Source organism: Streptosporangium sp. NPDC002524, from assembly GCF_040295985.1.
Classification (GTDB): domain Bacteria; phylum Actinomycetota; class Actinomycetes; order Streptosporangiales; family Streptosporangiaceae; genus Streptosporangium.
Map to the genome: position 1 here is coordinate 163,583 of NZ_JBEOWK010000014.1, position 24,211 is coordinate 187,793.

Below are 24,211 nucleotides of genomic sequence, written 5' to 3' on the forward strand. Positions count from 1 at the left end.
TCATGGAGACCATGAGCCGTTCCGGGCGGACGGCGCGGGCCGGGAGCGATGAGTCCGGCCGCTGTGGGAGGGGTGCCGTGGAGACGCTACCCGGCTTCGGTCAGGGGCAGGCGGAGCTCGAAGCGGGCGCCGCCGGCGGCCGACCGCCCGACCCCGATGGTTCCGCCGTGGGCGTGCACCACGTCGTTGGTGATCGCCAGGCCGAGGCCGGTGCCGCCGTGGTCGCGGCTGCGGGCCGCGTCCAGCCGGGTGAACCGCTCGAAGATCCTCTCGCGGTCGGGTTCGGCGATCCCGGCGCCGTCGTCGGAGACCGCCAGCAGGGCGTTGTCACCCTCCCGGCACACCTCGACGCGTACCGTGTGCTCGGCGTGCCGCTGGGCGTTGTCCAGCAGGTTGGCCAGCGCCCGGCTGAGCTGATGGCCCACGGCCTGCACGACGACCCCCTCCCGCAGGACGAGCTCGGTGGGCAGCCGGTCGCGGGCGGCGCGTGGCTTCAGCTCCGCGCGGACCAGGGCGGCCAGATCCACCGGCTCGCGCATCACGGCCACCTCGGAGTCGACGCCGGCCAGGTACAGCAGATCGGTGATGATCTGCTGGAGCCGGGAGGTGTCGCCGAGCAGGTGATCGAGCAGCTGGTCCAGGTCGGTGTCGCCGGGGTGCAGCCGGGCCTCCTCCAGCTGCAGGCGCAGCCCGGCCAGGGGGGTGCGCAGCTCGTGCGAGGCGTCGGTGACGAACTGCCGCCGCACCCGTACGGCCTGCTCCAGCCGCTCCAGCGTGTGGTTGGCGGTACGGGCGAGCTTGGCGACCTCGTCGTCACCGGGCGGTTGCGGCACCCGGCCGCTCAGGTCGTGGAAGGTGATCTGGGCGAGCTGGCGGCGGATGGTATCGACGGGCCGTAGCGTCTGGCCGCTGACCCTCCAGCTGACCCAGCCCACCAGGGCGATCAGCGCCCCGGTCTGGAGCGCGACGGCGGTGCTGATGAAACCGGCCGACTCGGTGCTGGGGGCACGCCGGCCGGCGTAGACCACGGGGGAGCCGGGCGTCGCCCCGACGCGTAGCGCGGTCAGGCGCATGCACCCCGGCTCGGGGTCACCGCAGGTCTGCGTGTCCTGGATCGGCTCGTCGGCGGCGGGCTGGATCGTGCTCAGCGCGAACTTCCGCCGGGCGGAGGGGGAGGCGGCGATGACGTGCCGGTCGGCCCCCACCACCTGCACCGCGTCGACGCCCGGGACGACCGGCACGATGACGGAGGGTAGCTGCCCGGCGCGGATGAGCGCCGCCACCGCGATCACCTCCTGGCGGGTGTCGCTCCACGCCGCGTTGGTGAACGTCTGCTCGATGGAAGTGATCATGAGCAGGGCCATGGGGACCAGCAGCAGGGCGGCGATCAGGACGGTCAACAAGGTGATCCGCCCGCGGATCGACCGTGGGTAGAACCTGGACAGCGGCCACCCCATATACCTCACGCTACTCCTCCCATCCCTCGAAACGGTCAAATGTCCTTCACGTCGCCCCCACGCTGCGACCCCGGCCCCCGGCGCGTACGAGGGGCCGGGGGGGCGTGCGACCGGCCACCGGGGCGCCGCGAAAGGCCGGGAAACGGCGGGACCGGGCGTCAGAGATCGAGGACGAGGTCCTCGCGGGGTTGCGAGCAGCAGATCAGCGCGTTGCCGTCGGCGGGGGCGTCCACCGGCTCCGGCGAGTAGCCGATCGTGCCGGACAGCAGGCCGCTCTCGCAGGTGTGGCAGACCCCGGTACGGCACGACCAGCGAGTCGGCACGTCACACGCCTCCGCGAGTTCGAGCAGGCTCGCACAGGCGGGGTTCCAGGGGACGGTGAGGCCGCTGCGCGCGAACGTGACGGCGGGCCCGGTTCCCGGCGCGCCGGCGGGCGGGTGCGGGGGACGGGCGGCTGCCGGGGCCACTCCCGGCGCCAGCCCCGCCTCCGCGCCGAAGACCTCCGTGCGGACGCTCGCGGGGGCGAGCCCGGAGGCGGCGAGGGCGGGCGGCAGGTCGCGCATGAAGGCGGGAGGGCCGCAAAGGTAGGCGTCGGCGGCGTGCGGGACGCCGAGGCGGCCGAGCAGCTCGACCGAGAGCCGTCCCGCCGTGTCGTAGTCGGCCCCCTGGCGGTCGCCGGGCGTGGGGTGGCTGTAGCAGACGTGCCCGTGCGCGTGGGGAAGCAGCGCGCGAAGGCCGTCGCTCTCCGCGGCGAACGGGTGTTCCGTGCCGTCGCGCGTGCCGTACAGCCACCACACCTCGCGGGTCGAGCGGGCGGCGGCGAGGGCGTGCAGCATGGCGAGGAGGGGGGTCGCGCCGATGCCCGCCGAGAGCAGCAGGACCGGGGCGTCGCCTTCCTCCAGGGTGAACGTGCCGCGCGGCGCCGCCACTTCGAGAAGATCGCCGGCACGCAGGCGGGTGCGGAGATAGGTGCTGGCGACGCCCCCGGGCTCCTGCTTGACGCTGATCCGGTAGCGACCGGCGTCAGGGGGGCCGGACATCGAGTAGCTGCGGATGACCGGTGGGCCGCCGCTCTCGGGGCGCAGCCGTACGGTGAGGAACTGGCCCGGCAGGGCGGCGGGCAGCGGCTCCCCGTCGGGGGCCTCCAGGGTCAGGGAGAACACGCTGCGGCTCTCGGCGTCGATCCGGGAGATCCGCAGCGGCCGGAACCCCGGCCAGGCGGGCGGCGGCCCGGCCGCGGCGGGGGTCAGCCCCGGGTTTCCCGCCGATCCCTTCTGCGTGCCCTCGTCGTCAGGCCGGTCGAGCAGGGCGCGCAGGGACGTCCGCCAGCCCTCGCTCAGTGCGGGGATGCGCAGCGCCCGCTCCAGCCGGTCGCGGGGGTGCCCCGGCAGGTAGAGCAGGGCGTCGATCTCCGCGACGGACATCGCCTCCGGGCCGGAGGCGACCTTGACGATCTCGTCGCCCGCCTCCACCCGCCCTTCGGTGATCACCCGGAGGTAGAACCCGGGGCGCCGGTGGGACACCAGCAGGGCCGCCATCCTCGGTTCGTTCATCCGCAGGCCCACCCGGTAGCAGGTGACCCTGGGCTGGGTGACCTCGAACACCGCCTCCCCGACGCGGTAGCGGTCGCCGACGCACACCTCGTCGTCGGGCAGCCCGTCGACCGTGAAGTTCTCCCCGAACTGCCCGTAGACGAAGTCGTCGCGGCCGAACTCCTCCTGCCAGTGCCGGTAGGAGTCGATCTGGTAGACCAGCACCGCGCGATGCTCGCCGCCGTGCCCTTGAAGGTCTCCCTGGCCGTCGCCGTCGACGTTCAGGCGGCGCACCGTGCGCGGCCCGGTCACGGACCGCTTCCACACCCCGGTGTGCACCGTCCTGCCGTGCCACGGGACGTCCTCGGGCAGGCCGACGTTGATCGACAAGAGCGTCGCCACGCGTCTTCCCCCTCACCTGCGAGGCACCCGGCTCCCTCGCAGGATACCTCGTCATCCCAGGTCAGCCAGGTTCTCGCAGCGCGAGGTCGGGCGGGATTCCTAGCGGACCAGCCGGCCGCGCACGATCACCCTGCTGGGGTGGTCCAGGATTTCGGGGTGGCGGCGCGGGTCGGTGTCGACGGCGATCACGATCGCTAGCGGACCAGCCGGCCGCGCACGATCACTCTGCTGGGGTGGTCCAGGATTTCGGGGTGGCGGCGCGGGTCGGTGTCGACGGCGATCACGATCGCTAGCGGACCAGCCGGCCGCGCACGATCACCCGGTTGGGGTGGTTCAGGGATTTGGGGTGGCGGCGCGGGTCGGTGTCGACGGCGATCACGTCCGCGGGAGCGCCCTCCTCGATGCCGGGCAGCCCGAGCCAGGAGCGGGCCGTCCAGGAGGCGGCGCCGACCGCGGCCGCGCCGGGCAGCCCGGCTTCGGCCAGCCACCGGATCTCGCCGGTGAGGTGCCCCGGCGGCAGGTCGGTCCCCGCCAGGACGGTCACCCCGGCCTCGTACGCGGCGCGGACCAGTTCGGCATGGCGTCGCCAGCCGTCGCCGAACCAGCGGCGCATGCCCTCCGGCACCCCCGGATCGTTCATCATCGGTGCGAGCTGCGTGAAGGTCATCGCGGTGGGGACCAGCGCGGTCCCCCGGGCGGCCATGGTCTCCAGCAGGTCCACCGGCAGGTGCATGCCGTGCTCGACGGAGTCGACGCCGGCCGCCACCGCGGCGGTGCCGCCGCCGGCGTGCTGGGTGTGTGCCGCCACCCGGCCGCCGGCCCGCTGGACCGCCCGCGTCGCCGCGGCCACGACCTGCGGGGACATGGTCATGTCGTACCCGCCGTCGTCCGTCATCCAGTCGACGATGAGCTTGCACCACCCGCCGGAGGCGCGGGACTCCTCCACGGCCGCCGCGGGGATCCGGTCGGCCGGGAGCTGGCGGCCCCAGCCCGGGAAGAAGCCCGCCTCCGCGGCGACCGCCAGGCCCGCTCCCCACACCCGGGGCAGGCCGGGATCGGCGCCGAACCAGGACGGCAACCGCCCCGCCGACCCCGGCACCCGCACCGCGGATATCCCGGCCGCCCGGAGCTGCTCGCCGTGAGTCCGCAGCAGGGCGGCATCGAGCGGCTCGCCGATCTCCGACGTCCCCGGGTGGCAGTGAGCGTCGACAAGGCCCGGAACCAGGTAGCCGCCGTCGGCGACCGTCTCGGCGCCGGGCACCGGCGTGAAGGTGATCCGGTCACCGTCGATGTAGACGTCTCCCGGTTCGTCGTCCGGCAGGATGACTCCCCGCAAACGCCACGCAGGCACGTACTGCTCCCTTCGACCGCCACAAACCGCATCTCCTTGATTCTTACGGGAGATCGGGGCACAGCGCGCGTTCGTCCCGATTCCCGCGCGGCCACGAACCCGGCCTCCGTCCCGGCGCGCACCTCGGCGAGCGCGGTCGCGGCGCGGAGGGGGCATCGCGCTCGCCCCGGGCGCGGCGCACGGCGTCAACCTGGCCGGCACCGCGGCGGGTACGAGGGGCCGAGACCGTCGCCTCATCCCAGGTGACGGTCCAGACGGGCTCGGCCCCCGCATCTCTCCTGGTCCTGGCTACGGGCGGGGCGGCGGGCTACGGTCGCATCTGTGACGATGCAGAAGCCGACCGAGGAGCCGACCGCGGTGCCGCTGGATCCGTACGCGGCGTCGCTGGCGCGAAAGTGGATGGCCGCGGGGGCGTTGATCCGCGATGCGGCGGGGGCGGTGTTGCTGGTCGATCCGGTCTACAAACCGCAGTGGGAGGTGCCCGGCGGATCCGTCGACGCCGGTGAGTCCCCTCTGGCGGCGTGCCGCCGGGAGCTGGCCGAGGAACTCGGCCTGGATCGGCCGGTGGGCCGGGTGCTGACGGTCGACTGGATCCCGGCCCGGCCCGGCTGGCCGGACGGGCTGATCCTCCTGTACGACGGCGGAGTGCTCAGCCCCGCGCAGATCTCCGCGATCCGGCTGCCCGCCGACGAGCTGGCCGACTGGGCGTTCGTCGCCCCGGACCAGGTGCCGCGGTGGGTACCGGCGCCGCTGGGCCGCCAGGTCACCGCCGCCGTACGGGCCTCGGCCGACGGCACGGTGGCCTACCTGGAGGACGGCTACCCGACGAGCTGACCGGCCGGACCTCCCCGTGCCGGGCACCGGTCATCGGCCGCCACACACCGCCCGGCGTGGGGGTTGGCGGCAGGCGGCGACGGCGCGGCCTGTTTCCGCCGGAGTTCGGGGTGCTTGCTGCCCCTCATCTACCATGTCAGCACCGCATCCGGCACCGGAGACGAGGCTTACGCGTGAACCTGCCCCGGCATGTGTATCACCTGGCCGAAGCGGCGAACTGGCCGTCGATCGAAAAGTACGGCCTCCTGCCGGCGAGCGAGCTGATCGCCCGCGCCGGGCTGAGCGGGGCCGAGCGTGAACGGTTGGAGCGCTCGCAGCGCCCGGAGTGCGAGGTGCTGCCGGACGGGGTCGAGATCCGTGACCAGCGGCCGATGCCCGAGGCCGCCTTGCGTGCCTGCCTGGTCGGCCTGGATCCGGCCGAATGGTACGCATTGATCAACGCCCGGGTGTTCTTCTGGCTCACCCCGAAGCGGCTCAACAAGCACCGGGCGGCGTACGCGCCGCGGCCCCAAGTCGTCCTCACCCTGGACACGGCCGCCTTGATGGCCGACCACGGCGACCGGGCGGCGCTCAGCGCCATCAACAGCGGGAACGCCCGCAGGAAGCCCGCCCTCCGGGGGGCGGCGACGTTCGTCCCCTACGCGCAATGGGTTGAATCGGGGTGGGCGAGCGAGACCGCCGCGCTCGGCACCACGAAGCGCCGGAGGTGGTACCCACCGGCGGAACTGACGATCCTGGGGGCGATCCCCGACGTCACGCGGTACGTGATCACCACAGCCCGGCTCGCAGCCGGTGAGCAGTTCGAGGAAACGCACCCGGAGCCGGAAATCTGACCGCCCGGCTTCACCACCGGCCCCCTCACCTCGCCTCCGGCGCGCTCCCCGATGGCCCTTTGGCCGGTGCGCAGACGACTGTCCGGCCCGGACCGGACGAGCGCAGGACGTGACCGGCACCAAGCGCCGGCCACACCGCTAGCCGGGGCGAACCGACCTGGCCGCCGCGGCCACCCGCACGGTGCCGGCCGGGGCCCGGGTGGCCGCCTGCCTGCCCGAGCGGTGCTGCCGGCCGGTACGGGACCGCTGGTGAGCGTGGCCGCGGTGCTGGTGATGCGGGTCAGGTGCCCGCGTTGCGCGATGTCACCGGCGCGGTGGCCACCGGTGCCGCGAGCGGGTTCATGGACTCCGCTGCCGGGGTGGGCGGCCCCGCGGTCTCCCTGGACGCGGTCAACACGGGCTGGACGGTACGGGAGTTCGTGCCGTCGGCCGTCGCGTCGCCGGCAGGAGAAAGGCGTACGGCAAGCTCGGCCGACGTGTGGGGGAGGCGGGCTCCGCCGGAGGAGTTGTGGCGGAGCCCGTGATGTCGGTTCAGGTCAGCAGCGGTTGGCCACGCAGAGCGGCAGCCCTCCGGGCGGGGGCGGCTGGGGGTCGTTCGGCATGGGGGTGGGCGTGCCGGGCGAGGCGCCGGTCGAGCCCGGACCGGACGCGTCGTTGTTGTACCAGGCCTTGACGCCGCCCTTGTCGTCGTGGACGAGGTAGTCGGCCCGGCGGTCGCCGTTGATCTCGGCCAGGCCGACGTTGGCGCGCGGCGCGCCGACACCGGAGGCGATCTCGCCGCGTGACAGCCAGGCCGAGCCGGCGCCGCCCCGGTTGTTGAGCCAGGCGCGGATCTGGCCGTACTCGCCGAGGACCAGGTAGTCGTCGCGGCGGTCGCCGTTGACGTCCGCGAAGGTCACCGTGGGGCCGGTCGCGCCGACGCCGGAGGCGATCTCACCCTGGCTGTCCCAGGAGACGGCGTCGCCGGTGCCGGCGTTGCGCCAGAGCCGGACCCTGCCCTGGGCATCGACCACGAGGTAGTCGTCGCGGTTGTCACCGTCAATGTCGGCGAACCTGATCTGGTCTCGGGGAGCCGAGCCCGTGGCGATCCGGCCCTTGGCGCTCCAGGAGACGCCGTCGCCGGTCCCCACGTTGAGCCAGGCGTCGACCTGGCCCTGGTCACCGACCACCAGGTAGTCGTCGCGGTTGTCGCCGTTGAGGTCGGCGAAGCGGATCCGGTCGCGCGGCCCTGAGCCGGAGGCGACCTCACCGCGATGGTTCCAGCCGACACGGTCGGCCTCGCGGACGTTCAGCCAGGCCTGTACCGCGCCGTTGTCCTTGACCAGGAGGTAGTCGTCGCGGCCGTCGCCGTTCAGGTCGGCGAACCCGACCTCGCGGCGGGGCGCGTCGGTGGAGGCGATCTGGCCCTTGTAGTCCCACGGGTCGGGGCGGCCGAAGCGGTCGTTCAGCCAGGCGTTGACCTCACCGGCGCTGTTGACGGTCAGGTAGTCGTCGCGGCCGTCGCCGTTGATGTCGGCCATGGTCACCGCGTCGCTGGTCGCGCCGCCACCGGAGGCGATCATGCCCTGGTAGCCCCAGGGCCGGTTGCCGCCGGTGTTGTTGAGCCAGCCGCGGATCGGCCCCTGGAAGTCGAAGACGAGGTAGTCGTCGTCACCGTCACCGTCGACGTCGTGGAAGCGCACCTGGTCGCCGTTGGCGCCGACGCCCGAGGCGATCTCGCCCCGCCCGGTCCACGCCCCGCCGCCGGAGGTGTAGCCGTTCAGCCAGGCGCGGACCCTGCCCTGACCGTCCACCACCAGGTAGTCGTCGCGGCCGTCGAGGTCGACGTCGGCGAATCTGACCTGGTCGCGGGTGGCGCCCACCCCCGTGGCCAGCACACCTTGGGCGGCCCAGGACATCCTGTCGCCCGAGCCGGCGTTGAACCACACCGTCGCCTGGCCCTGGTCGCCGACGACGACATAGTCGTCGCGGCCGTCGCCGTTGAAGTCGGCGAAGCGGATCCGGTCGCGCGGCCCTGAGCCGGAGGCGACCTCGCCCATGTAGTCCCAGCCGCCGCCCTCACCGGCGCCGTTGTTGAACCAGGCCTTGACCTGGCCCTGCGGGCTGACCAGGAGGTAGTCGTCGCGGCCGTCGCCGTTCAGGTCGGCGAAGCGGACCTGCTCACGGCTCGCGCCGGAGGCCGAGGCGACCTTGCCGACGTAGTTCCACCCGGGCTGGGTGGCCGGCGGGGTCGGATTCGTGACCTGGGGCGGGGTGCCGCCGCAAGGGGCGGGGTCGGCGGCGATCGGGGGCGCGACCAGGCGCTCGTCGAGCGCGGACCTGATCGCGTTGTGGTAGGCGCCGGCCATCTTGCGGTAGCCGTTGTTGTTGGGATGCAGCGAGTCGGTCATGTCGGCCGCGGTGAGACCGAGTGCGCCGTTACCGATCAGCCGGACCCGCTTGCCCTCGCCGCGGAAGTTGCCGACGATGGTCGGCAGCCGGGAGTTGTACATCGCGATCCGCGAATTGGTCGTCGCGTTGGTCGACGGCACCAGGCTGGAGACCAGAACGGTGGCCAGCGGCGACGTGTCGGTGATCTTGCGGATCAGGTACACGAGCCGGGAGGGTGCCCCGTCGACGTCCTCGTTGTTCGCCAGGTCGTTGGTCCCGATGTGCAGGATGACGACGTTGGGCTGGTAACGGCGCATGGCGCAGTTGGCCACCCGGCTGTCGATCTGGCCGATCCGCCAGCCCGGATGGCCCTCGTGGTCGGTGTCGGGGATGTTGCCCTCCCCGGAGTCCACGGAACCGACGAAGTCCAGCGAGCGGGTGTCGTCCTGCAGCAGGTCCCACAGTCGCGCGCGGTAGCCGATTCCTCCCGGGCTCCCGCCCACGCCATGGGTGATCGAGTCACCGAGCGGCAGCACCCGCAGATCGAGCGTCCGGCCCGCCCAGCCGAGTTCCATGGCCCGGTTCACCATGCTCGCGCTGGTCCCGGTGCCACGTCCGCGCAGGACGTTGGCCAGCGTCCGGAAGAACGTGGCGGACGAGCCCCACCAGCGGGAGACCACGGTCGCGGCCTTGTCGAACCCCTCGCCGATCTTCGTGAACACGCTGGACCACGAGTTGTTCGTGGAGAACGGGCCGAGCCACTGTTCCCAGATGAACGCGGTGACGGCCTCGGTCACGATCAGCGCGAGACTGCGTTCCCAGAAACGCCAGTCGTCCGACGGCCCGTGTCTGAGGACGGTGACCATGAGGATGATGCTCTTGGTGATGATCACCTGGAGGGACGCGCATATCCCTTTGGCGACGGGGGCCGCCGGTGTGGGGAGAAGGGTGAACAGGCACGCGACCCGGAACACGAGTCCACCGGCGGTGACGCCGACCCACAGCAGGACCTCCTCCCACCAGGCCAGGTCGTTGACGTGCACGTCCGCTTCGATCGTGACCGACAGGCCGGTGCTCGTCACGGTGAAGGCGCCGTCGAACTCGCGCGCCTCCAGATCCTCCGCCTCGGGGAAATCCGCCGGATGCGACGCGATCTCCTCCTGGATCGTCTGGCTGAGCAGGTCGTTGCGGTTGTTGAACTCGGTCGCCCACTGGGTCAGTTCGGCCCGGTCGAAGCCGTCGGGCATCGGGAATTCCAGCGTGACCGTGGTCGCGGCCCTCGCCGTGGGCTGGAAGCCCACCTGGAGGAGGAGTGACAGGATGACGAGCAGGGATGTCAGGACCCTGCCTCTTGTTCTCAATCGCGTGAACATCCTGTTGCGGGATGCGGGCACGGTCCCTCCACCTGTTCATCCCCCGGCGGCGCGCCGAGAAGGTGGATTGATCAAACATCGCCGGCCCTATCGATCGGTGACCGTGGCATGAACACCGGGATACCGAAGGGATCAGGATTCGCGTCGCCCTCGGGCACGGGTCGTGAGAGTCACCCACTCGCCACGAACCGGCTCCAGCGCACCGTCAGACCATGCCCCCATCTCGTCGTGGCCGCCGCCGCCCGGCTCCTGAGGCCGATCAGGCGCGCGAAGCCCTCGACGAGTCCCACACCCGCTACGGAGGCCTCGCGCACAGGCGCATCTCCAGCACCGAGGTAGCGGCAGCAGGCGGCCACGATGGTCTCGGCGGCGGCGACCAGCTCGCCGCAGCGGACCGACTGGCCGCAGATCGCGGCGCTCTACCTGTGGCTCGAACGGCTCAACCCCATCCCGCCGGTACGGCTGAGCCGGGTGGTGGCCGTGGCCAAGGCGTACGGACCGGTTCGAGGACTGGCCCTGCTCGACGACCTCGACCGCCGCTTCCGGCTCGGCCAGGACCCGCTGATCCGGCGACGCGAACGCGCGGTGCGCGCCCACCTGCTCCGGATGACCGGCGACGCGGCCGGCGCGGCGAGGCTGTACCGCGAGGCGGCTTCCCTGACCGGCAACCTGGTCGAGCGGCGATATCTGCTCGACCAGGCCGGCCGCCTGGGCTGAGAACGCGGGCGTGGCGCTCTCTTGGAGCGCCTGACGGAATGAGCTCGGCTGTGCCGGTCAGAGGAGCTCGCCGACGAGATCGGCGAACTCCTCCGGGCCGACGATCCGCACGCCCAGGCTCTCGGCCTTGGCCCGCTTGGAGCCCGCGTTCTCCCCGGCGACCAGCAGGCTGGTCTTCTTCGAGACGCTGGAGGAGGACTTGCCCCCGGCGCGCTCGATCAGCTCGTTCATCTGGTTGCGGGTCAGCGCCTCCAGCGCCCCGCTCATCGATCCGGTGACCACGACGGACATCCCGGCCAGCGGCAGCCCGGACGCGCCGCCCGGCTCGGCCCCGGCGGTGGCAGTGACGTCGGAGTCGGGGTCGGGGACGGCGGGGGGTGTCCAGCCGGGCTCGGTCATGGTGACCCCGGCCGCGACCAGCTTGTCGATGAGCGGGGCGAGCTCGGCCAGCTCGGCGACCACCACCGGTGCCTTCTCCGGGCCGATGCCCTCGACCGCTTGGATCGCCTCGGCGTCGGCCGCGCGGATGGCGTCCATGCCGCCGAAGTGGCGGGCGATGCGCCGGCTCATGGACCGGCCGGTGCCGCGTACGCCCAGCGCGCAGAACACCCTGCTGAGCGGCTGGGCCTTGGCCCGCTCGATGGCGGCGAGCAGGTTGTCGGTGCTGGTGGCGCCCATCCGCTCCAGGTCCAGCACCTGCTCGCGGGTCAGGTAGAACAGGTCGGCGAAGTCGGCGATCAGCCCGGCGTCGAGCATCTGCTCGATGCGGCTGGTGGCCAGCCCTTCGATGTCGAGCTGGTCGCGGCCGGCGGCGTAGGTGATGGAGGCGATGGCCCGGCAGGCGCGCCCGCGCACGCACCGCCACCGCTCCTGGGAGGCGTCGATGCCGTCGCCGCAGGACGGGCAGACCTCCGGAATCGGGATCGGCCGCTCGTCGCCGGTGCGCAGGTGCACGACCGGGGCCTCGACGCGGGGGATCACGTCGCCGGCCTTGTAGACGGTGACGCTGTCGCCGAGCATCAGGCCCCGGCGGGTGATGTCGGCGACGTTGTGCAGGGTGGCGTAGGTGACGACGCTGCCGTCGAGCTCGACCGGCTCCAGCACCGCGCGCGGGGCGATGACGCCGGTGCGCCCGGTGTTCCACTCGACGCCGATCAGCTTGGTGATCTTCTCGGTGGCGGGCAGCTTGTAGGCGACCGCCCACCGGGGCGCGCGCGTGCCGAAACCGGCCTGCGCCTGGTCGGCGGCGAGATCACACTTGATCACGATGCCGTCGATGCCGAAGGGCAGCTCGGCCCGCTTGGCGGCGATCTGCTCGACCCGCTCCTGGATCTGCTCCAGGGTGGTGGCGACGATCCCGCCGACGTCGGTGACGGCCGGGGTCTGCGCCCCCTGCGCGGCGACCCACGCCATGACCTCGCTGTGCGGCAGCTCGCGCAGCGACGCGGCCTGCTCGGAGGTGTCGCCGGGGTGGCAGAGCGCGCCGTAGCCGAAGAACGTCAGCTCGCAGACGTATGGCCGGTCCTGGGCGCGCAGCGTGCCGGCGGCGGCGCTGCGCGGGTTGGCGAACGTGGTGCCGTCGTGCGCCTGGCGCTTGGCGCACGCGTCCTCGAACTGCGAGGCGGTCATCATCACCTCACCGCGCAGCTCCACCGTGACCGGCTCGGCGAGCCTGGCGGGCAGCCCCACGATGGTGCCGATCGCGTGGCTCACGTCCTCGCCCGCGACGCCGTCACCCCGGGTGACCAGCTGCGCCAGCCGCCCGTTGCGGTATCGCGCGGTGATCGCGAGCCCGTCGAGCTTCGGCTCCACGCTCCAGCGCGTGACCGGCCGGCCCAGCCTGCGCTCCAGCGACGCGGCCCAGTCGGCCAGCTGCTGGGCACCGAAGACGTTGTCCAGGCTCAGCATCGGCACCGTGTGCGGCACGTCGCCGACCACCGCGCCGCCGGCCACCTTGCCCGTCGGCGAGGTCGGCAGCACCTCGTCGGGATGCTCCTCCTCGTACGCCTGGATGCCCCGGACCAGCCGGTCGTAGGCGTCGTCGTCAAGTGTGGAGGTGCCGTCACCGTAATAGGCCGCGGCGGCGTCCAAAGCGAGCTGGACGGCCTCGGCGTAGGCGGTCTGATCGGCGAGAACAGTGCTGGGGGGCGCGTCGGTCATGATCCCATCATCTCGCCCGGCACCGACAATTCCGGGCCACGGAAGGCACCTCCGGGCTGGGCATTTCTCTCGGACATGACCGTCCCGCGGGACCGGAAGGCGCGCGGGTTCAGCGGGTTCAACGGGTTCCGGCTGACTCTCGGTGCTTCGGTGATCCGGAGGGTTCCGGCTGACTCTCGGTACTCCGGTGATCCGGAGGGCTCCGGCTGCCTTTCGGTGCTTTGGTGACTCGGAGGGCTCCGGCTCGCTTCCGACGATCCGGTGACTCGAAGCGATCTCGACCGGAGGCACCGGCCCGCATCTCCGCATCCCCACATCCGCGCATCCGCGCATCTCCGCATCCGCGCATCTCCGCATCTCCGCATCCGCGCATCCGCGCATCTCCGCATCCGCGCATCTCCGCATCTCCGCATCTCCGCATCCCCGCATCCCCGCATCCGCGCGGCCGGCCCACCGCCGATCTCGGCTGAAGCCGAAGCGGCTAGCCGCCCAGCCGGATGATGCCGCGGGAGGCGGCGACCGTCACCGCGGCGGTGCGGTCGTCCACGCCGAGCTTGGCGAAGATGTGCAGCAGGTGGGTCTTGACCGTGGCCTCGCTGATGCACAGGTGGGCGGCGATGGCCTTGTTGCTCATCCCCTGGGCGACCGCGCCGAGGACCTCGACCTCCCGGCCGCTGAGGGCGCCGGGGGCATCGGCGCGCGCCCACGCCAGCACCCGGGTCGCGATCGCCGGCGACAGGGCGCTCTCCCCGCGCGCCGCCGCCCGGATCGCGTCGAACAGCCGCTCACGGCCTGTGTCCTTGAGCAGGTAGCCGATGGCTCCCGCGTCGATGGCGCGTGAGATGTCGCCGTCGGTGTCGTAGGTGGTCAGGACGATCACCTTGGCGCCCGGGTCGTGTTCGCGGATCCGGCTGATCGCCGTCGCGCCGTCGATCTCGGGCAGTTGCAGGTCCATCAGGGTGACGTCGGGCCGCAGCTCGCGCGCCAGCCGCACCGCGTCCGCGCCGGAGACCGCCTCGCCGACCACCTCCAGGTCGTCCTGGGTGCCCAGCATCGCCCTGATGCCGTCGCGGACCACCGGGTGGTCGTCGGCGATCAGGACCCGGACGGTCATCGCGCCCCGCTCAGCGCCACCACCGGGAGGCTGGCCGCCACCGTGGCGCCCGCGCCCGGGGCGCTCTCCACGAGCAGCGTGCCGCCGAGCTGCTCCATCCTCTCCCGCATGATCGAAAGGCCGTGCCCGGAGGCGGCCCGCCCGGGGTCGAAGCCGTCGCCGTCGTCGTGGACGTCGAGCACGACCAGGTCCTCCATGTACGACAGGGTCAGCGTGACCTGCTCGGCGCGGGCGTGGCGGCGAACGTTGGCGACCGCCTCCTGCGCCACGCGCAGCAGCTCCGCCTGGACCTGGGCCTCGAGCGGCCGGAGCGTACCGGTGACCACGGTGTGCGCGCGGACGCCGGTCTCGTCCGACAGCCGGCCGGACAGCCACCGCAGCGCCTCCGGCAGACCGCACTCGTCGAGCCTGCCGGGGCGCAGCGCCGTCACCACCCGGCGGCTCTCGGCCAGGTTCTCCCGTGCCGCCCGCAGCGCCTGGGTGAGGTGCTTGTTGTCCGGCAGGGTCGCCTGGGCCGCCTCCAGCAACATCGCCACGCTGGCGAACCCCTGGGTCAGGCTGTCGTGGATGTCGCGGGCCAGCCGCTGCCGCTCGGCCGCCACGCCCGCCTGCCGTTCGGCCGCCGCCCGCGCCTCCTGCTCGACCTGCAGCCGGTCGAGGAGCCGCTTGCGCTCGGCGCTCTGCCGCGACACCGAGCCGAAGTACCCGACCGCGGTGGCCGCGCTGATCGCGATCAGCGCGGCGATGACGACCTCGGCCCAGGTGATCGACCCGGTCGCGTGGAAGCGATGCCACAGCCAGCCCCCGGCGCACGACACCACCGCGACCAGCCCGACCCGCACGGCGTCCATGCAGTACGGCACGAGCACGCTCAGCACCACCACCAGGAAGGAGGAATCGATCGCGAACAGCCCCAGCCAGAGCAACCCGCCCCCGAGCGTGTACGGCACGGGCACGCCGTCCGAGGGCGGCGTGCGCAGCACGAACCACACCGCGTACCAGGCGGCCAGCCCGGCCACCAGCACGAACGGGAGCACCTGGCCCGTCTCCCCCAGGGGGCCGGCCGAGGTCAGCACCAGCCACGAGGCGAAGAAGGCGTGCTGCCACCGGCGCTGCGACCGCTCCCAGGACTCCACACCGCCGACGATAATCAACCACCCGTCCGTTCGGCATCAACCAGTCGACTGATCACATGATCGGCATTCCGCTCGATGCGGGCGCCGCCGTACCGGAACCAGACTCGACGGCGTGACCTCCATCCCCAGCCCGACCCAAGCCGTCTGGTATCTCGGCCCGCTCCCGATCCGCGCCTACTCCCTGCTGATGCTGCTCGCCGTCGTCGTCGGCATCTGGGTGACCCGGCGCCGCTGGGCCGCTCGCGGCGGCGATCCCGGCGCGGTCGCGGACATCGCCACCTGGGCCGTGCCGTTCGGCATCGTCGGCGCCCGGCTCTACCACGTGGCCACCGACTGGCAGCGGTACTTCGGCCCCGGTGAGGACCCGCTGCGCGCGTTCGCGATCTGGGAGGGCGGGATCAGCATCTGGGGCGCCGTCGCGGGCGGCGCGGTGGGCGCGTGGCTGGCCTGCCGCCGGAGCGGCATCGCGCTGCGCGACTTCGCCGACGCCGTCGCGCCCGGGATCGCGCTCGGGCAGGCGATCGCCCGCTGGGGCAACTGGTTCAACCAGGAGCTGTACGGCGGGCCGACGACCCTGCCCTGGGCGCTGGAGATCGACCCCGCCCACCGGCCACCGGGTATGGAGTCCACCGCGACCTACCATCCGGCCTTCCTCTACGAGTCGCTGTGGAACCTGGGCGTGGCCGGGTTCGTCATCTGGGCCGAACGGCGGTTCCGGCTCGACCGCGGCCGGACGTTCGCGCTCTACGCCGCCGCCTACACCGCCGGTCGCGCCTGGATCGAGTGGCTCCGCATCGACCCCACCCACCACATCCTCGGCCTGCGCCTCAACGACTGGACCGCCCTGCTCACCTTCACGGCTGCGGTCACCTACCTCGTCGTCACGCGAAAGGCCGCTCCGGCGGACCGGCCGGGCGGCGTGCCGGGGAATTGACGAACGCCGGACCCGCCACCGACGCCCGTACGCCCCGGTGGCGGGTCGTGACAGCCGCGGGGATCAGCGGGAGCACCACGGCCACGGCGGCGAAGCGAACCACCACAAAACGATCGAATGACAGTTCCCGGTGTGCGTCCCGGACAGGTGGACCCTCTCGGCGACGGGCGACGGGCGACGGGCGACGGGCGACGGGCGACGGGCGACGGGCTGCGGGCTGCGGGCTGCGGGCTGCGGGCTGCGGGCTGCGGGCTGCGGGCTGCGGGCTGACCGGGTGGTACAATGATCATGCATCCCGGGCGGTCGACCTCCCGGGATTTTGTGTTCATGTCCTCTCCTCATCGCGCGATCCTGAGCGCGGCCGTTCCCCTTTTCCTGTCCATGAGTGCCGGGATCATCGCCCAGCTCGTCAGCACCGCCCTGCTCGGGCACCGGGCGACGGCGGCGCTGGCCGCCTTCGCGCTCGCCGGTGCCGTCCTCAACCCGGTCACCGCCGCGCTGGCCGCCGGGCTGCGCGGCATGACGCCGTTCGTGGCACCCCACCATGAGAACCCGGCCGAGGCGCTGCCGATCCTGCGTGACGCGCGCTGGCTGACCCTCGCGCTCGGTACGGCCGGTGCCGGTGCCGTGCTCTGCGTCCCGCCGATCGCGCGGGCGAGCGGGGTGCCGGACGAGGTGACGGCCGAGTTCGGCACGCTGCCCCCGCTCCTCGCCCTGAACGTGCTGCTGCTGTCCGCGGGCGGCGGCGCCAACGCGGTGCTGGTCGCGCTGGGCCGCAGCCGGCAGGTGCTCTGGTCGGGCCTGTCGAGCACGGCCGTCGAGGTGGTCCTGCTCGTAGTCCTCGTGCCCCGGCTGGGCGTGCACGGCACCGGCATCGCGCTGGTGGTCTCCACGGCCGTCGCCGTGACGGTGTCGAACGCCTGCCTGCTGCGCGTTCCCGGGCTCGCCGGGCAGCGGCTGTGGCCCGGACGTCCCCGGGCGCGCGAGATCCTGGGCATGGCCCGGGTGGGCGTCCCGATGTCCGCCGCCGTGCTGATCAAGTTCACGGTCCTGGGCGGCCTGACCTACGTCGCCGCGCGGACGGGCGCGACGGGGGCAGCCGCGCACGCGATCCTCAGATCGCTCGCCGAACTCCTGGCGCTGACCGCGTTCGCCGTCGGCCAGGCGTCGGCGCCGGAGATCGCCAGGGCCGCCTCTCCGGCCGCCGCCCGCCTGGTCAACCGGGTGGCGCTGCTGCTCGCGGCCGCCGGGGCGGTCGTCGGCGCGCTCGTGCCGGCCCTCTCCGGCACCCTCGTGGTCGGCCTGTTCACCTCGGACGCGGAGGTGCTCGCCCTGGTCATCGCGCTGGTGCCCCTGATGGCCGTCTACGCCACCGCGAACAGCTGCGGGATCGCGATGTCCGCCGGTCTGACCGGGCTCAGGCGCCCGGCCTGGGGTCTGGGCTCGGCCGTGGCGGGGTACGGCCTGCTCGCCCTGGTCGCGGCTCCCGTGACGGCGGCCTGGGGGCTGACCGGCCTGTGGGCGGCGCTGGCCGTCACGGGCCTGCTCATCCTCGTACTCCAGGGCGGCGGTTTCCTGCGGCACAGCGCGCGGGTGGGCGGGCCCGGGGGACCCGCGCGGGCGTGAGCGTGCGCCGGGAAAGGGGGTGGTGGCGGGTAGGATGGTGGCACTCCAAGGTTCGCGCTCCCCGGAAAGACGTCGCAGTACGGGAGCGCGCCGCGCACGGTGACCGTGCCCGGTGCTGGAGGGGCGGCAGTTCCTTTCGCGTGCCCTTCTGGAGGTTGGATCCCATGAACGTAGGTCTCGGCCTGCCCATCAGCGACCCGCTGTCGCTGCTCTCCTGGGCCCGGCGCGCAGACGCCGGTCCCTTCACCACCCTCGGCCTGCTCGACCGTCTCGTCTACGCGAACCCCGAGCCCCTGATCGCGCTGGCGGCCGTCGCGGGGGCCACCTCGCGGATCCGCGTGCAGACCGAGGTGCTGCTCGGCCCCCTCCGCGAGTCGGCGCTGCTCGCCAAGCAGGTCGCGACCCTGGACCGCATGTCCGGCGGCCGTTTCACCCTCGGCATCGGGATCGGGACCCGCCAGGACGACTACGTCGCGGTGGGGGCCGACGTCCGGGGGCGCGGGCGGCGGCTCGACAGGCAGCTGGCGACGCTGCGGCGCGTCTGGTCCGGTGAGCCCTACAGCGAGGAGGTCGGCCCGATCGGCCCGGCTCCCGTCCGCGAGGGCGGGCCGGAGATCCTGATCGGTGCCTTCGCCCCCGTCGCGGTGGAGCGCGTCGCCCGGTGGGGGGACGGGTACCTGTGCGCCGCGCCCGCCGGTATGGCCGACCGGCTCATGCGCGACGTCGAGAGGTCCTGGACCGAGGCGGGACGGCCCGGAAGGCCTCGCATGGTCGCGCAGGTCAACGTCGCCCTCGGCCCCGAGGACACCGTCCGGGACGCCACGGAGGCGATCACCTCCTACTACGGCTTCCTGGGCGACACCACCCGGGTCGTCGAGAACATGCTCACCACGCCGGAGCGGATCCGCGACGCGATCCGCGCGTTCACGGACCTCGGCGCCGACGAGGTCGTGCTCTACTGCTGGGCCCGCGACGCCGACCAGGTCGACCGCCTCGCCGGCCTGGTGGCCTGACACGGACGCGCGACGGCCGGGGAGACCACCGCATTCCGGAGTCTCCCCGGCCGGACGGGGCTCGTGGCGCGCCGGGCCGGCGCGCCACGAGCCGCGGCTCACCTGGTGAGGGTGAGGGTGTCGACGTCGAACAGGAACCCGCCGCCGCCGGTGAAGGTGAGGAAGAGCGGCCCCGAGGCCGAGCCGGTCAGCGGGGTGGAGACGTTGCGGAAGGTCTCCCAGCCCCCGGTGTTCGGCACGGCCACCGAGCCGAGGACGGTTCCGGTGGCAGAGCCCGAGCGGACCTGGATGGTCCCGCCGGATCCGGCGGAGGAGACGCGGGCGCCGAAGGCGGTGGCGCCCGCCGTGCTGATCGAGGAGTAGCCGACCCAGTCGCCGTTCTCGATGAACCCGGCCGTCCTGCCGCCGCTGGCCGGGCCGTGGTCGGCGATCTGCACGCCCGAGTTGGAGGTGTAGGACTCCGCCTCGGCCGTGGTCTGGACCGGGCCGGTGCCGCCCAGCTCCTTGATCCGGACGTTGCGGAAGGAGACGTCGTCGCCCGTGCCGTGGTTCTGGATGCCGATGTGCCCCTCGCGGATGCTGCGGGCCGGGTCGGTGTTGGTGAAGTCGTTGATCCTGACGCCGTTGAGGAAGACCTGGAGCCGCTCGCCCTGGACGAGGAGCTCGTAGGTGTTCCACGCGCCCGGCGGGTTCAGCGCCGCGTCGCGGGCCGCGATGTCGGCGGCCTTGATCGCGTAGATGGACCCGGTGGTGCGGTCGACCGCGTCGGTGGCGTCGATCTGGACCTCGTACCCCTTGGAGGTGTTCATGGGGTCGGAGGCCGACATGCCCACGAAGACGCCCGAGTTGTCGTCCCCGGCGACCCTCCAGTCCAGCTTCAGCGAGTAGGAGAAGTACTTCTTCGCCGAGTACCACAGCACGCCCATGCCTCCGGTGGAGGTGAGGGTGGCGTCGGTGTTGGTGAAGCTGCCGGGGCCGCTCTGCGTCCAGCCGGTGGTCGAGCCGTTGTACAGGGTCGTATAGCCGGTCTCCGGGCGGCAGTCGGCCTTCGCCATCCCGGCCGCGTACCGGATGCCGCCGAGCAGCAGCGACCGGAAGCCCGCCTCGGTGTACGAGCTCGCGGTGTGCCCGAGCCCGGTGTAGAACGAGCGGCCGGACGCCAGCGGACGGCACCAGGTGATCGGGTGGTCGCCCATGTCGCCGCCGCTGTAGCTGCCCTCGTCGAGGTTCTGCAGCACCCGCGCGCTGTTGCGCGGGTTGGTGCGGTAGTTGTACCACTCGTCGCTTCTCGACCAGTTAGCACCTAGATGGGCGGTGGCCGCGTGCGCGCGGTCCTCGGTCCTGACCGTCGCCTGCTGGATGGCCGGGTGCCCCTTGAACCAGGCGCCCGCGAGGTTGCCGTAGAACGGCCAGTCGTACTCGGTGTCGGCGGCGGCGTGGATGCCGACGTAGCCGCCGCCCCCGTTGACGTAGGACTCGAAGGCGGTCTGCTGGGTGCCGTTGAGCACGTCACCGGTGGTGCTCAGGAACACCACCGCCTTGAAGCGCGCCAGGTTGGACGCGGTGAAGGCGTTGGCGTCCTCGGTGGCGGTGACGGTGAAGTTGTTGGACGAGCCCAGGTCGCGGATCGCCTGGATGCCCGCGGGAATCGAGTCGTGCCGGAAGCCGGCCGTCTTGGAGAAGACCAGCACCTGGTAGGCGGGGTCTGCCGCCTGGGCCGCGGTGGGGACGAACATGGCCGCGCCGACCATCGTGGCCACGGCTGCCGCCAGGCCGCCCCGGGCGAACCTCCGCCCGGCCGTTTTCCGGGGCCATCCGGGGGATCGCCGCGCCGGGGCCGCCTGAGCCGCCTGAGCCGCCGGATCCGCCGGGGTGGTGTCGTCCGCGATCGAGGGCGTCGTGATCGAGGGCGTCATGGAGAGTAACCGGCTCCAGAGTCGAGAACGTTGTGACATGAGGATCCTTTCCTGACCTGGGGGGTAAGTCAGGCAAGGCGCGCGCCGCCGCGCTGGTTGCCGTGGTGCTCGCTACTTTATTTGTCGCAAAGAACAATTAACCGGTGCGTAACAACGTGTATATCGTGCCGCGCACGTCGATGGAAGACGACGAATCGGCGACCGGTGAAGGTGGCGCAGGTGGGCGCCGGGTAATTCGTCTCGCGGTCCGGGCGAGCCGGTCGGCTCTGATCCCGCTTTCCGGAGGGCCGCCCGCGATCCCCGCCGTGTCTTCCGGAAACGCGCGGCCGGCCCCGAGGTCGCCGTGTGGCGGTACGCCAGGCGATGCGCTGCCCGGAGACGCGCGCCGACGCCCTCGACGACGTGCCGTGCGACGCGGGCGAATCGGGTGACGGGCTCGGGTAACGGGCCGGGTGACGGGCTCGGGCGACGGGCCGGGTGACGCGTCAGGCGGCGCGTCAGGTGACAGGGATGATCCTCGCCTCGACGAGGCGGCCCTCCTCGACGCGGAGCGTGCCCAGGGTGCCGTGGGGCTGGCGGCGGCGGTCGGTGGGCGATCCCGGGTTGAAGATGCGGAACTCGTCGTCGCCGTGGTCCAGCGGTATGTGGGAGTGCCCGAACACCACCAGGTCGGCCTCGGGGAACCGGCGCCGCATCCGGGCGAGCCGCCCCTGCGCCGTGCCGCTGTCGTGGATCATCGCCACGCGCAGCCCGCCGAGATCCAGTTCGAGCGTCTCGGGGGCCACCACGTCCGGCCCGTCGTTGTTGCCCTTGACCGCGCGCACCGGGGCGTAGGCGGCGAGCTCGTCCAGCACCCCGGCGACGCAGACGTCACCCGCGTGCAGGATCAGGTCCGCGCCCCGCAGGTGCCCGGCCACGGCCGGCGGGCACGACTTCCACCGCCTGGGCGCGTGGGTGTCGGACAGCACCACCACGTTCATGTCCCCATGCTCCCACCGCCGCCACGGGAGAGCCCCCCTCGCCCGGGAGACGGCCCGGGCGGCCCGGACGGCCCGGACGGCTTCGCCGGGGCGGGCCGTCCGGGGGCGCGTGTCAGACGGCGCGGGCGACGGCGATCGTCGATCCGCTCCGCTGGCCCGCCTCGTAGAACATGTACTCCACGCCGCCGTCGGTGCCGAAGGAGGGCGCCGCGCCGCGGCCCCTGTCGGGGGCGCCGGTCAGGGCCCGGTGGAAGACGCCGAGGTGGACCTCCCGGTCGAAGGCGTTGCCCACCTCGGTGAGGAACATGTTCCCGCTGTTGCCGTGGTAGACGACGTACGCGGTGCCGTTGCGCTTGAGCAGGTGCGGCCCGGACAGGTCGGTCTGCCCGTCGGGGGCGGGCGACACCAGCGGGGTGGGGTCGAACCGCCAGCTCCTGCCGTCGGACGACCAGCCCCAGAAGATCTTGCGGGAGCCGCCGGTGACGCCCATGAAGATCATGACGTACTTGTTGCCCAGTCCCGGGACCGCGTGCTCGAAGACCCGGGCGTAGGAGGTCTCCGTCGAGCCGGGGATCATCGCGGTGGTCAGCACCGTGCCGTGGTAGGTGAAGCGCACGCCGTCGGTCGACCAGGCCATCCGGGTGGTGTTGTTCTCGCCGTGGAAATACATGTGGAACTGCCGGCTGGCCGCGTTCCAGATGACGTGCGGTGACGAGACGTGGCTCACCGAGTAGTGCGGTGACCAGGTGTTGGAGATGATCGGGTTGTTCGGATACTCGGTGAACGGGCCGCCGAGCGAGTTTCCGTAGGCCAGGCAGATGCCGCCGGGCGCGTCGTGCGGGGCGTAGTAGAGGTGGTAGCGCCCCAGCGGGCTCGCGATCTTGTCGTACATGCCCCGGATGCAGGGGAAGATCAGCTCGTTGGTCGGGTTGTAGCGCAGGCTCGCCTTGCTGAACGGCGTGCCGACGTACTGGTACGACGGGAATCCGGCGGGTCCCAGCGCGGCCGCCGCACCGGCCCGCGCGGAGCCGCCCGCGATCGCCGCCGTGCCGGACGGCGCGGCCGTCTCCGCGAGCGCCGCCGTGGCCGCCCCGGGGAGGGCGAGCCCGAGACCGCCGGCCACACCGGCGCCGACCGCCGCGCGCAGGAGTCCGCGGCGGTCCAGGAGGGGTTCAGACATTGACCGTCCCTTCGGGGCAACTTTCACCGTGAGTGATGGTGAGGACATCTCTCTGATCGCAAAGGTTCGGTCAGGCGCGGTCGCCCGTCAAGGTGCTAATACGGATTATCACCGGCGGAATTTGCATTCCATGATCCCCTGCCTCCGGCTCTTGACAGATCCGGCGGCTGATTGCAGGATGACGTCCCAACCTCGCTAATGCGCATTATCACCAGATGGGACGCTACGGATCGTGACCTCCCCCGGCCGCCGACTCACCCAGCAGGACATTGCCCGCATCGCGGGGGTGAGCCAGACGACGGTGTCGCTCGTCCTCAACAACCGGACCGATGCCGAGGTCCGCATCGCCCCCGAGACGCGCGAGCGGGTGCTGAAGGTGATCAGGGAGACCGGATACGTCGCCGACCCGGTCGCCCGGCGGCTCGCCGAGCGGCGCAACCGCATCCTGGGCGTCTTCACCTACGAGGCGGTCTTCCCGACCGCGAGCGCCGACTTCTACCACCCCTTCCTGCTCGGCATCGAGGAGTGCGCCGAGGAGATGGGCTGCGACCTGCTGCTGTTCACCAGCGCCAGGGCCGCGGGGGAGCGGCGCCGGATCTTCAACGAGGACAGCCGGGTGCGGCTGGCCGACGGCTGCGTGCTCCTCGGGCGCGCCGTCGACCGCGACGACCTGGCCCGGCTGCTGGCGGAGGGCATCCCCTTCGTCTCCATCGGCCGCCGCGACGACGCGGGCGCCCCGGTGCCGTACGTGGGCGCCGACTACTCGCCCGCGGTGCGCGCCCTGGTCGACCGGGCGGCGGGGCTCGGCCACCGCAGGCTGGCCTACGTCGGCACCGGGGCGGGCGCCGAGTCGCCGGCCGACCGCATGCGCGGCTTCCGCGAGGCGGTGGCCGCGGTCGGGGCCGAGGGGTCGCACGTGCCGGTGACCGGCAGGACCCCCGAGGAGATCCTGGGGGAGCTGTCGGCCACCGGGGTGACCGCGGCCTTCGTCGAGGAGCCCGCCGACGCAGTGGCGATCGTGCACGCGGCGGGCGAGCGGGGCCTCACGATCCCCGGCGACCTGTCGATCCTCGCGCTGGGCGCGCCGACCAGGCCCGTCCGCGTCGACGTCGACCTCACCGGCTTCCGCATCCCCCGGCAGGAGATGGGCCGCAGGGCCGTCGAGCTGCTCGCGGAGGTGCTGGAGGGCGGCGGGGGGACGACGAAGACACCGCAGGAGTTGCTGGCCTGCGAGCTGGTCGAGGGATCCACGCTCGCCCCGGCCCGGGGCTGATCCGACAGTG

At 72.7% G+C, this 24,211-nt stretch carries 18 protein-coding genes; 8 read left to right on the forward strand and 10 right to left on the reverse strand.

Annotation, left to right across the window (positions count from 1 at the left end; genetic code table 11):
• Positions 1–86: 86 nt before the first annotated feature.
• From ABT053_RS24425 to ABT053_RS24435, 3 genes are all read right to left on the reverse strand, one after another.
• Positions 87–1,457, reverse strand: a complete 1,371-nt coding sequence (locus ABT053_RS24425; protein WP_350971773.1) for a HAMP domain-containing sensor histidine kinase — start codon at positions 1,455–1,457, stop codon at positions 87–89.
• Positions 1,458–1,615: 158 nt separating this feature from the next.
• Complete coding sequence (locus ABT053_RS24430; RefSeq protein ID WP_350971614.1) at positions 1,616–3,391, reverse strand: MOSC domain-containing protein; 1,776 nt, start codon at positions 3,389–3,391, stop codon at positions 1,616–1,618.
• A 289-nt stretch (positions 3,392–3,680) separates the two neighbouring features.
• A complete protein-coding gene (locus ABT053_RS24435) occupies positions 3,681–4,742 on the reverse strand; it encodes an amidohydrolase family protein (protein ID WP_350971616.1) in 1,062 nt (353 codons plus the stop codon).
• A gap of 327 nt (positions 4,743–5,069) precedes the next feature.
• On the opposite strand from ABT053_RS24435, the gene ABT053_RS24440 reads away from it, so the two are divergent.
• From ABT053_RS24440 to ABT053_RS24450, 3 genes are all read left to right on the forward strand, one after another.
• Positions 5,070–5,576, forward strand: coding sequence for an NUDIX domain-containing protein (locus ABT053_RS24440; protein WP_350971775.1), 507 nt, complete (start codon positions 5,070–5,072; stop codon positions 5,574–5,576).
• Between the two features lie 173 nt (positions 5,577–5,749).
• Positions 5,750–6,409, forward strand: a complete 660-nt coding sequence (locus tag ABT053_RS24445; protein ID WP_350971617.1) for a DUF7002 family protein — start codon at positions 5,750–5,752, stop codon at positions 6,407–6,409.
• Between the two features lie 293 nt (positions 6,410–6,702).
• The gene (locus ABT053_RS24450) at positions 6,703–6,933 is read left to right on the forward strand and encodes a hypothetical protein (RefSeq protein WP_350971619.1); all 231 of its coding nucleotides are present in this window, start codon (positions 6,703–6,705) and stop codon (positions 6,931–6,933) included.
• A 12-nt stretch (positions 6,934–6,945) separates the two neighbouring features.
• On the opposite strand, the gene ABT053_RS24455 is transcribed toward ABT053_RS24450, so the two are convergent.
• Positions 6,946–10,140, reverse strand: a complete 3,195-nt coding sequence (locus tag ABT053_RS24455; protein ID WP_350971620.1) for an FG-GAP-like repeat-containing protein — start codon at positions 10,138–10,140, stop codon at positions 6,946–6,948.
• Between the two features lie 369 nt (positions 10,141–10,509).
• Here ABT053_RS24455 and ABT053_RS24460 point away from each other — a divergent pair, with 369 nt between their 5' ends.
• The gene (locus ABT053_RS24460; protein WP_350971622.1) at positions 10,510–10,869 is read left to right on the forward strand and encodes an RNA polymerase sigma factor; all 360 of its coding nucleotides are present in this window, start codon (positions 10,510–10,512) and stop codon (positions 10,867–10,869) included.
• A gap of 57 nt (positions 10,870–10,926) precedes the next feature.
• On the opposite strand, the gene ligA is transcribed toward ABT053_RS24460, so the two are convergent.
• The 3 genes from ligA to ABT053_RS24475 all read right to left on the reverse strand — a co-directional run bounded on the left by ligA (position 10,927) and on the right by ABT053_RS24475 (position 15,279).
• The gene (gene ligA / locus ABT053_RS24465; protein ID WP_350971624.1) at positions 10,927–13,029 is read right to left on the reverse strand and encodes an NAD-dependent DNA ligase LigA; all 2,103 of its coding nucleotides are present in this window, start codon (positions 13,027–13,029) and stop codon (positions 10,927–10,929) included.
• Between the two features lie 481 nt (positions 13,030–13,510).
• Positions 13,511–14,143 carry a response regulator gene (locus ABT053_RS24470; protein WP_350971626.1) on the reverse strand — a complete coding sequence of 211 codons (633 nt, stop codon included), beginning with the start codon at positions 14,141–14,143 and terminating at the stop codon, positions 13,511–13,513.
• On the reverse strand, positions 14,140–15,279 hold the full coding sequence (locus ABT053_RS24475; protein WP_350971628.1) for a sensor histidine kinase: 1,140 nt from the start codon (positions 15,277–15,279) through the stop codon (positions 14,140–14,142). The genes ABT053_RS24470 and ABT053_RS24475 overlap by 4 nt, the downstream gene beginning before the upstream one ends.
• A 112-nt stretch (positions 15,280–15,391) precedes the next feature.
• On the opposite strand from ABT053_RS24475, the gene lgt reads away from it, so the two are divergent.
• The 3 genes from lgt (at position 15,392) to ABT053_RS24490 (ending at position 18,852) form a co-directional block, all read left to right on the forward strand.
• The gene (gene lgt / locus ABT053_RS24480; protein ID WP_350971630.1) at positions 15,392–16,213 is read left to right on the forward strand and encodes a prolipoprotein diacylglyceryl transferase; all 822 of its coding nucleotides are present in this window, start codon (positions 15,392–15,394) and stop codon (positions 16,211–16,213) included.
• Between the two features lie 327 nt (positions 16,214–16,540).
• Positions 16,541–17,839 (forward strand): polysaccharide biosynthesis C-terminal domain-containing protein, encoded by a 1,299-nt coding sequence (locus ABT053_RS24485; RefSeq protein WP_350971632.1) that lies wholly within the window; start codon positions 16,541–16,543, stop codon positions 17,837–17,839.
• A gap of 164 nt (positions 17,840–18,003) precedes the next feature.
• Positions 18,004–18,852 carry an LLM class flavin-dependent oxidoreductase gene (locus tag ABT053_RS24490; RefSeq protein WP_350971634.1) on the forward strand — a complete coding sequence of 283 codons (849 nt, stop codon included), beginning with the start codon at positions 18,004–18,006 and terminating at the stop codon, positions 18,850–18,852.
• A 98-nt stretch (positions 18,853–18,950) separates the two neighbouring features.
• Here ABT053_RS24490 and ABT053_RS24495 read toward each other — a convergent pair whose 3' ends face one another.
• The 3 genes from ABT053_RS24495 to ABT053_RS24505 all read right to left on the reverse strand — a co-directional run bounded on the left by ABT053_RS24495 (position 18,951) and on the right by ABT053_RS24505 (position 22,928).
• Positions 18,951–20,768, reverse strand: a complete 1,818-nt coding sequence (locus tag ABT053_RS24495) for a ThuA domain-containing protein (RefSeq protein ID WP_350971635.1) — start codon at positions 20,766–20,768, stop codon at positions 18,951–18,953.
• A 497-nt stretch (positions 20,769–21,265) separates the two neighbouring features.
• Positions 21,266–21,748: a metallophosphoesterase family protein gene (locus tag ABT053_RS24500; protein WP_350971636.1), complete on the reverse strand. Its 483-nt coding sequence runs from the start codon at positions 21,746–21,748 to the stop codon at positions 21,266–21,268.
• A 112-nt stretch (positions 21,749–21,860) separates the two neighbouring features.
• On the reverse strand, positions 21,861–22,928 hold the full coding sequence (locus ABT053_RS24505) for a glycoside hydrolase family protein (protein ID WP_350971638.1): 1,068 nt from the start codon (positions 22,926–22,928) through the stop codon (positions 21,861–21,863).
• A gap of 232 nt (positions 22,929–23,160) precedes the next feature.
• Between ABT053_RS24505 and ABT053_RS24510 the strand changes: the two genes are divergently transcribed.
• Positions 23,161–24,201 carry a LacI family DNA-binding transcriptional regulator gene (locus ABT053_RS24510; protein ID WP_350971640.1) on the forward strand — a complete coding sequence of 347 codons (1,041 nt, stop codon included), beginning with the start codon at positions 23,161–23,163 and terminating at the stop codon, positions 24,199–24,201.
• Positions 24,202–24,211: the final 10 nt, after the last annotated feature.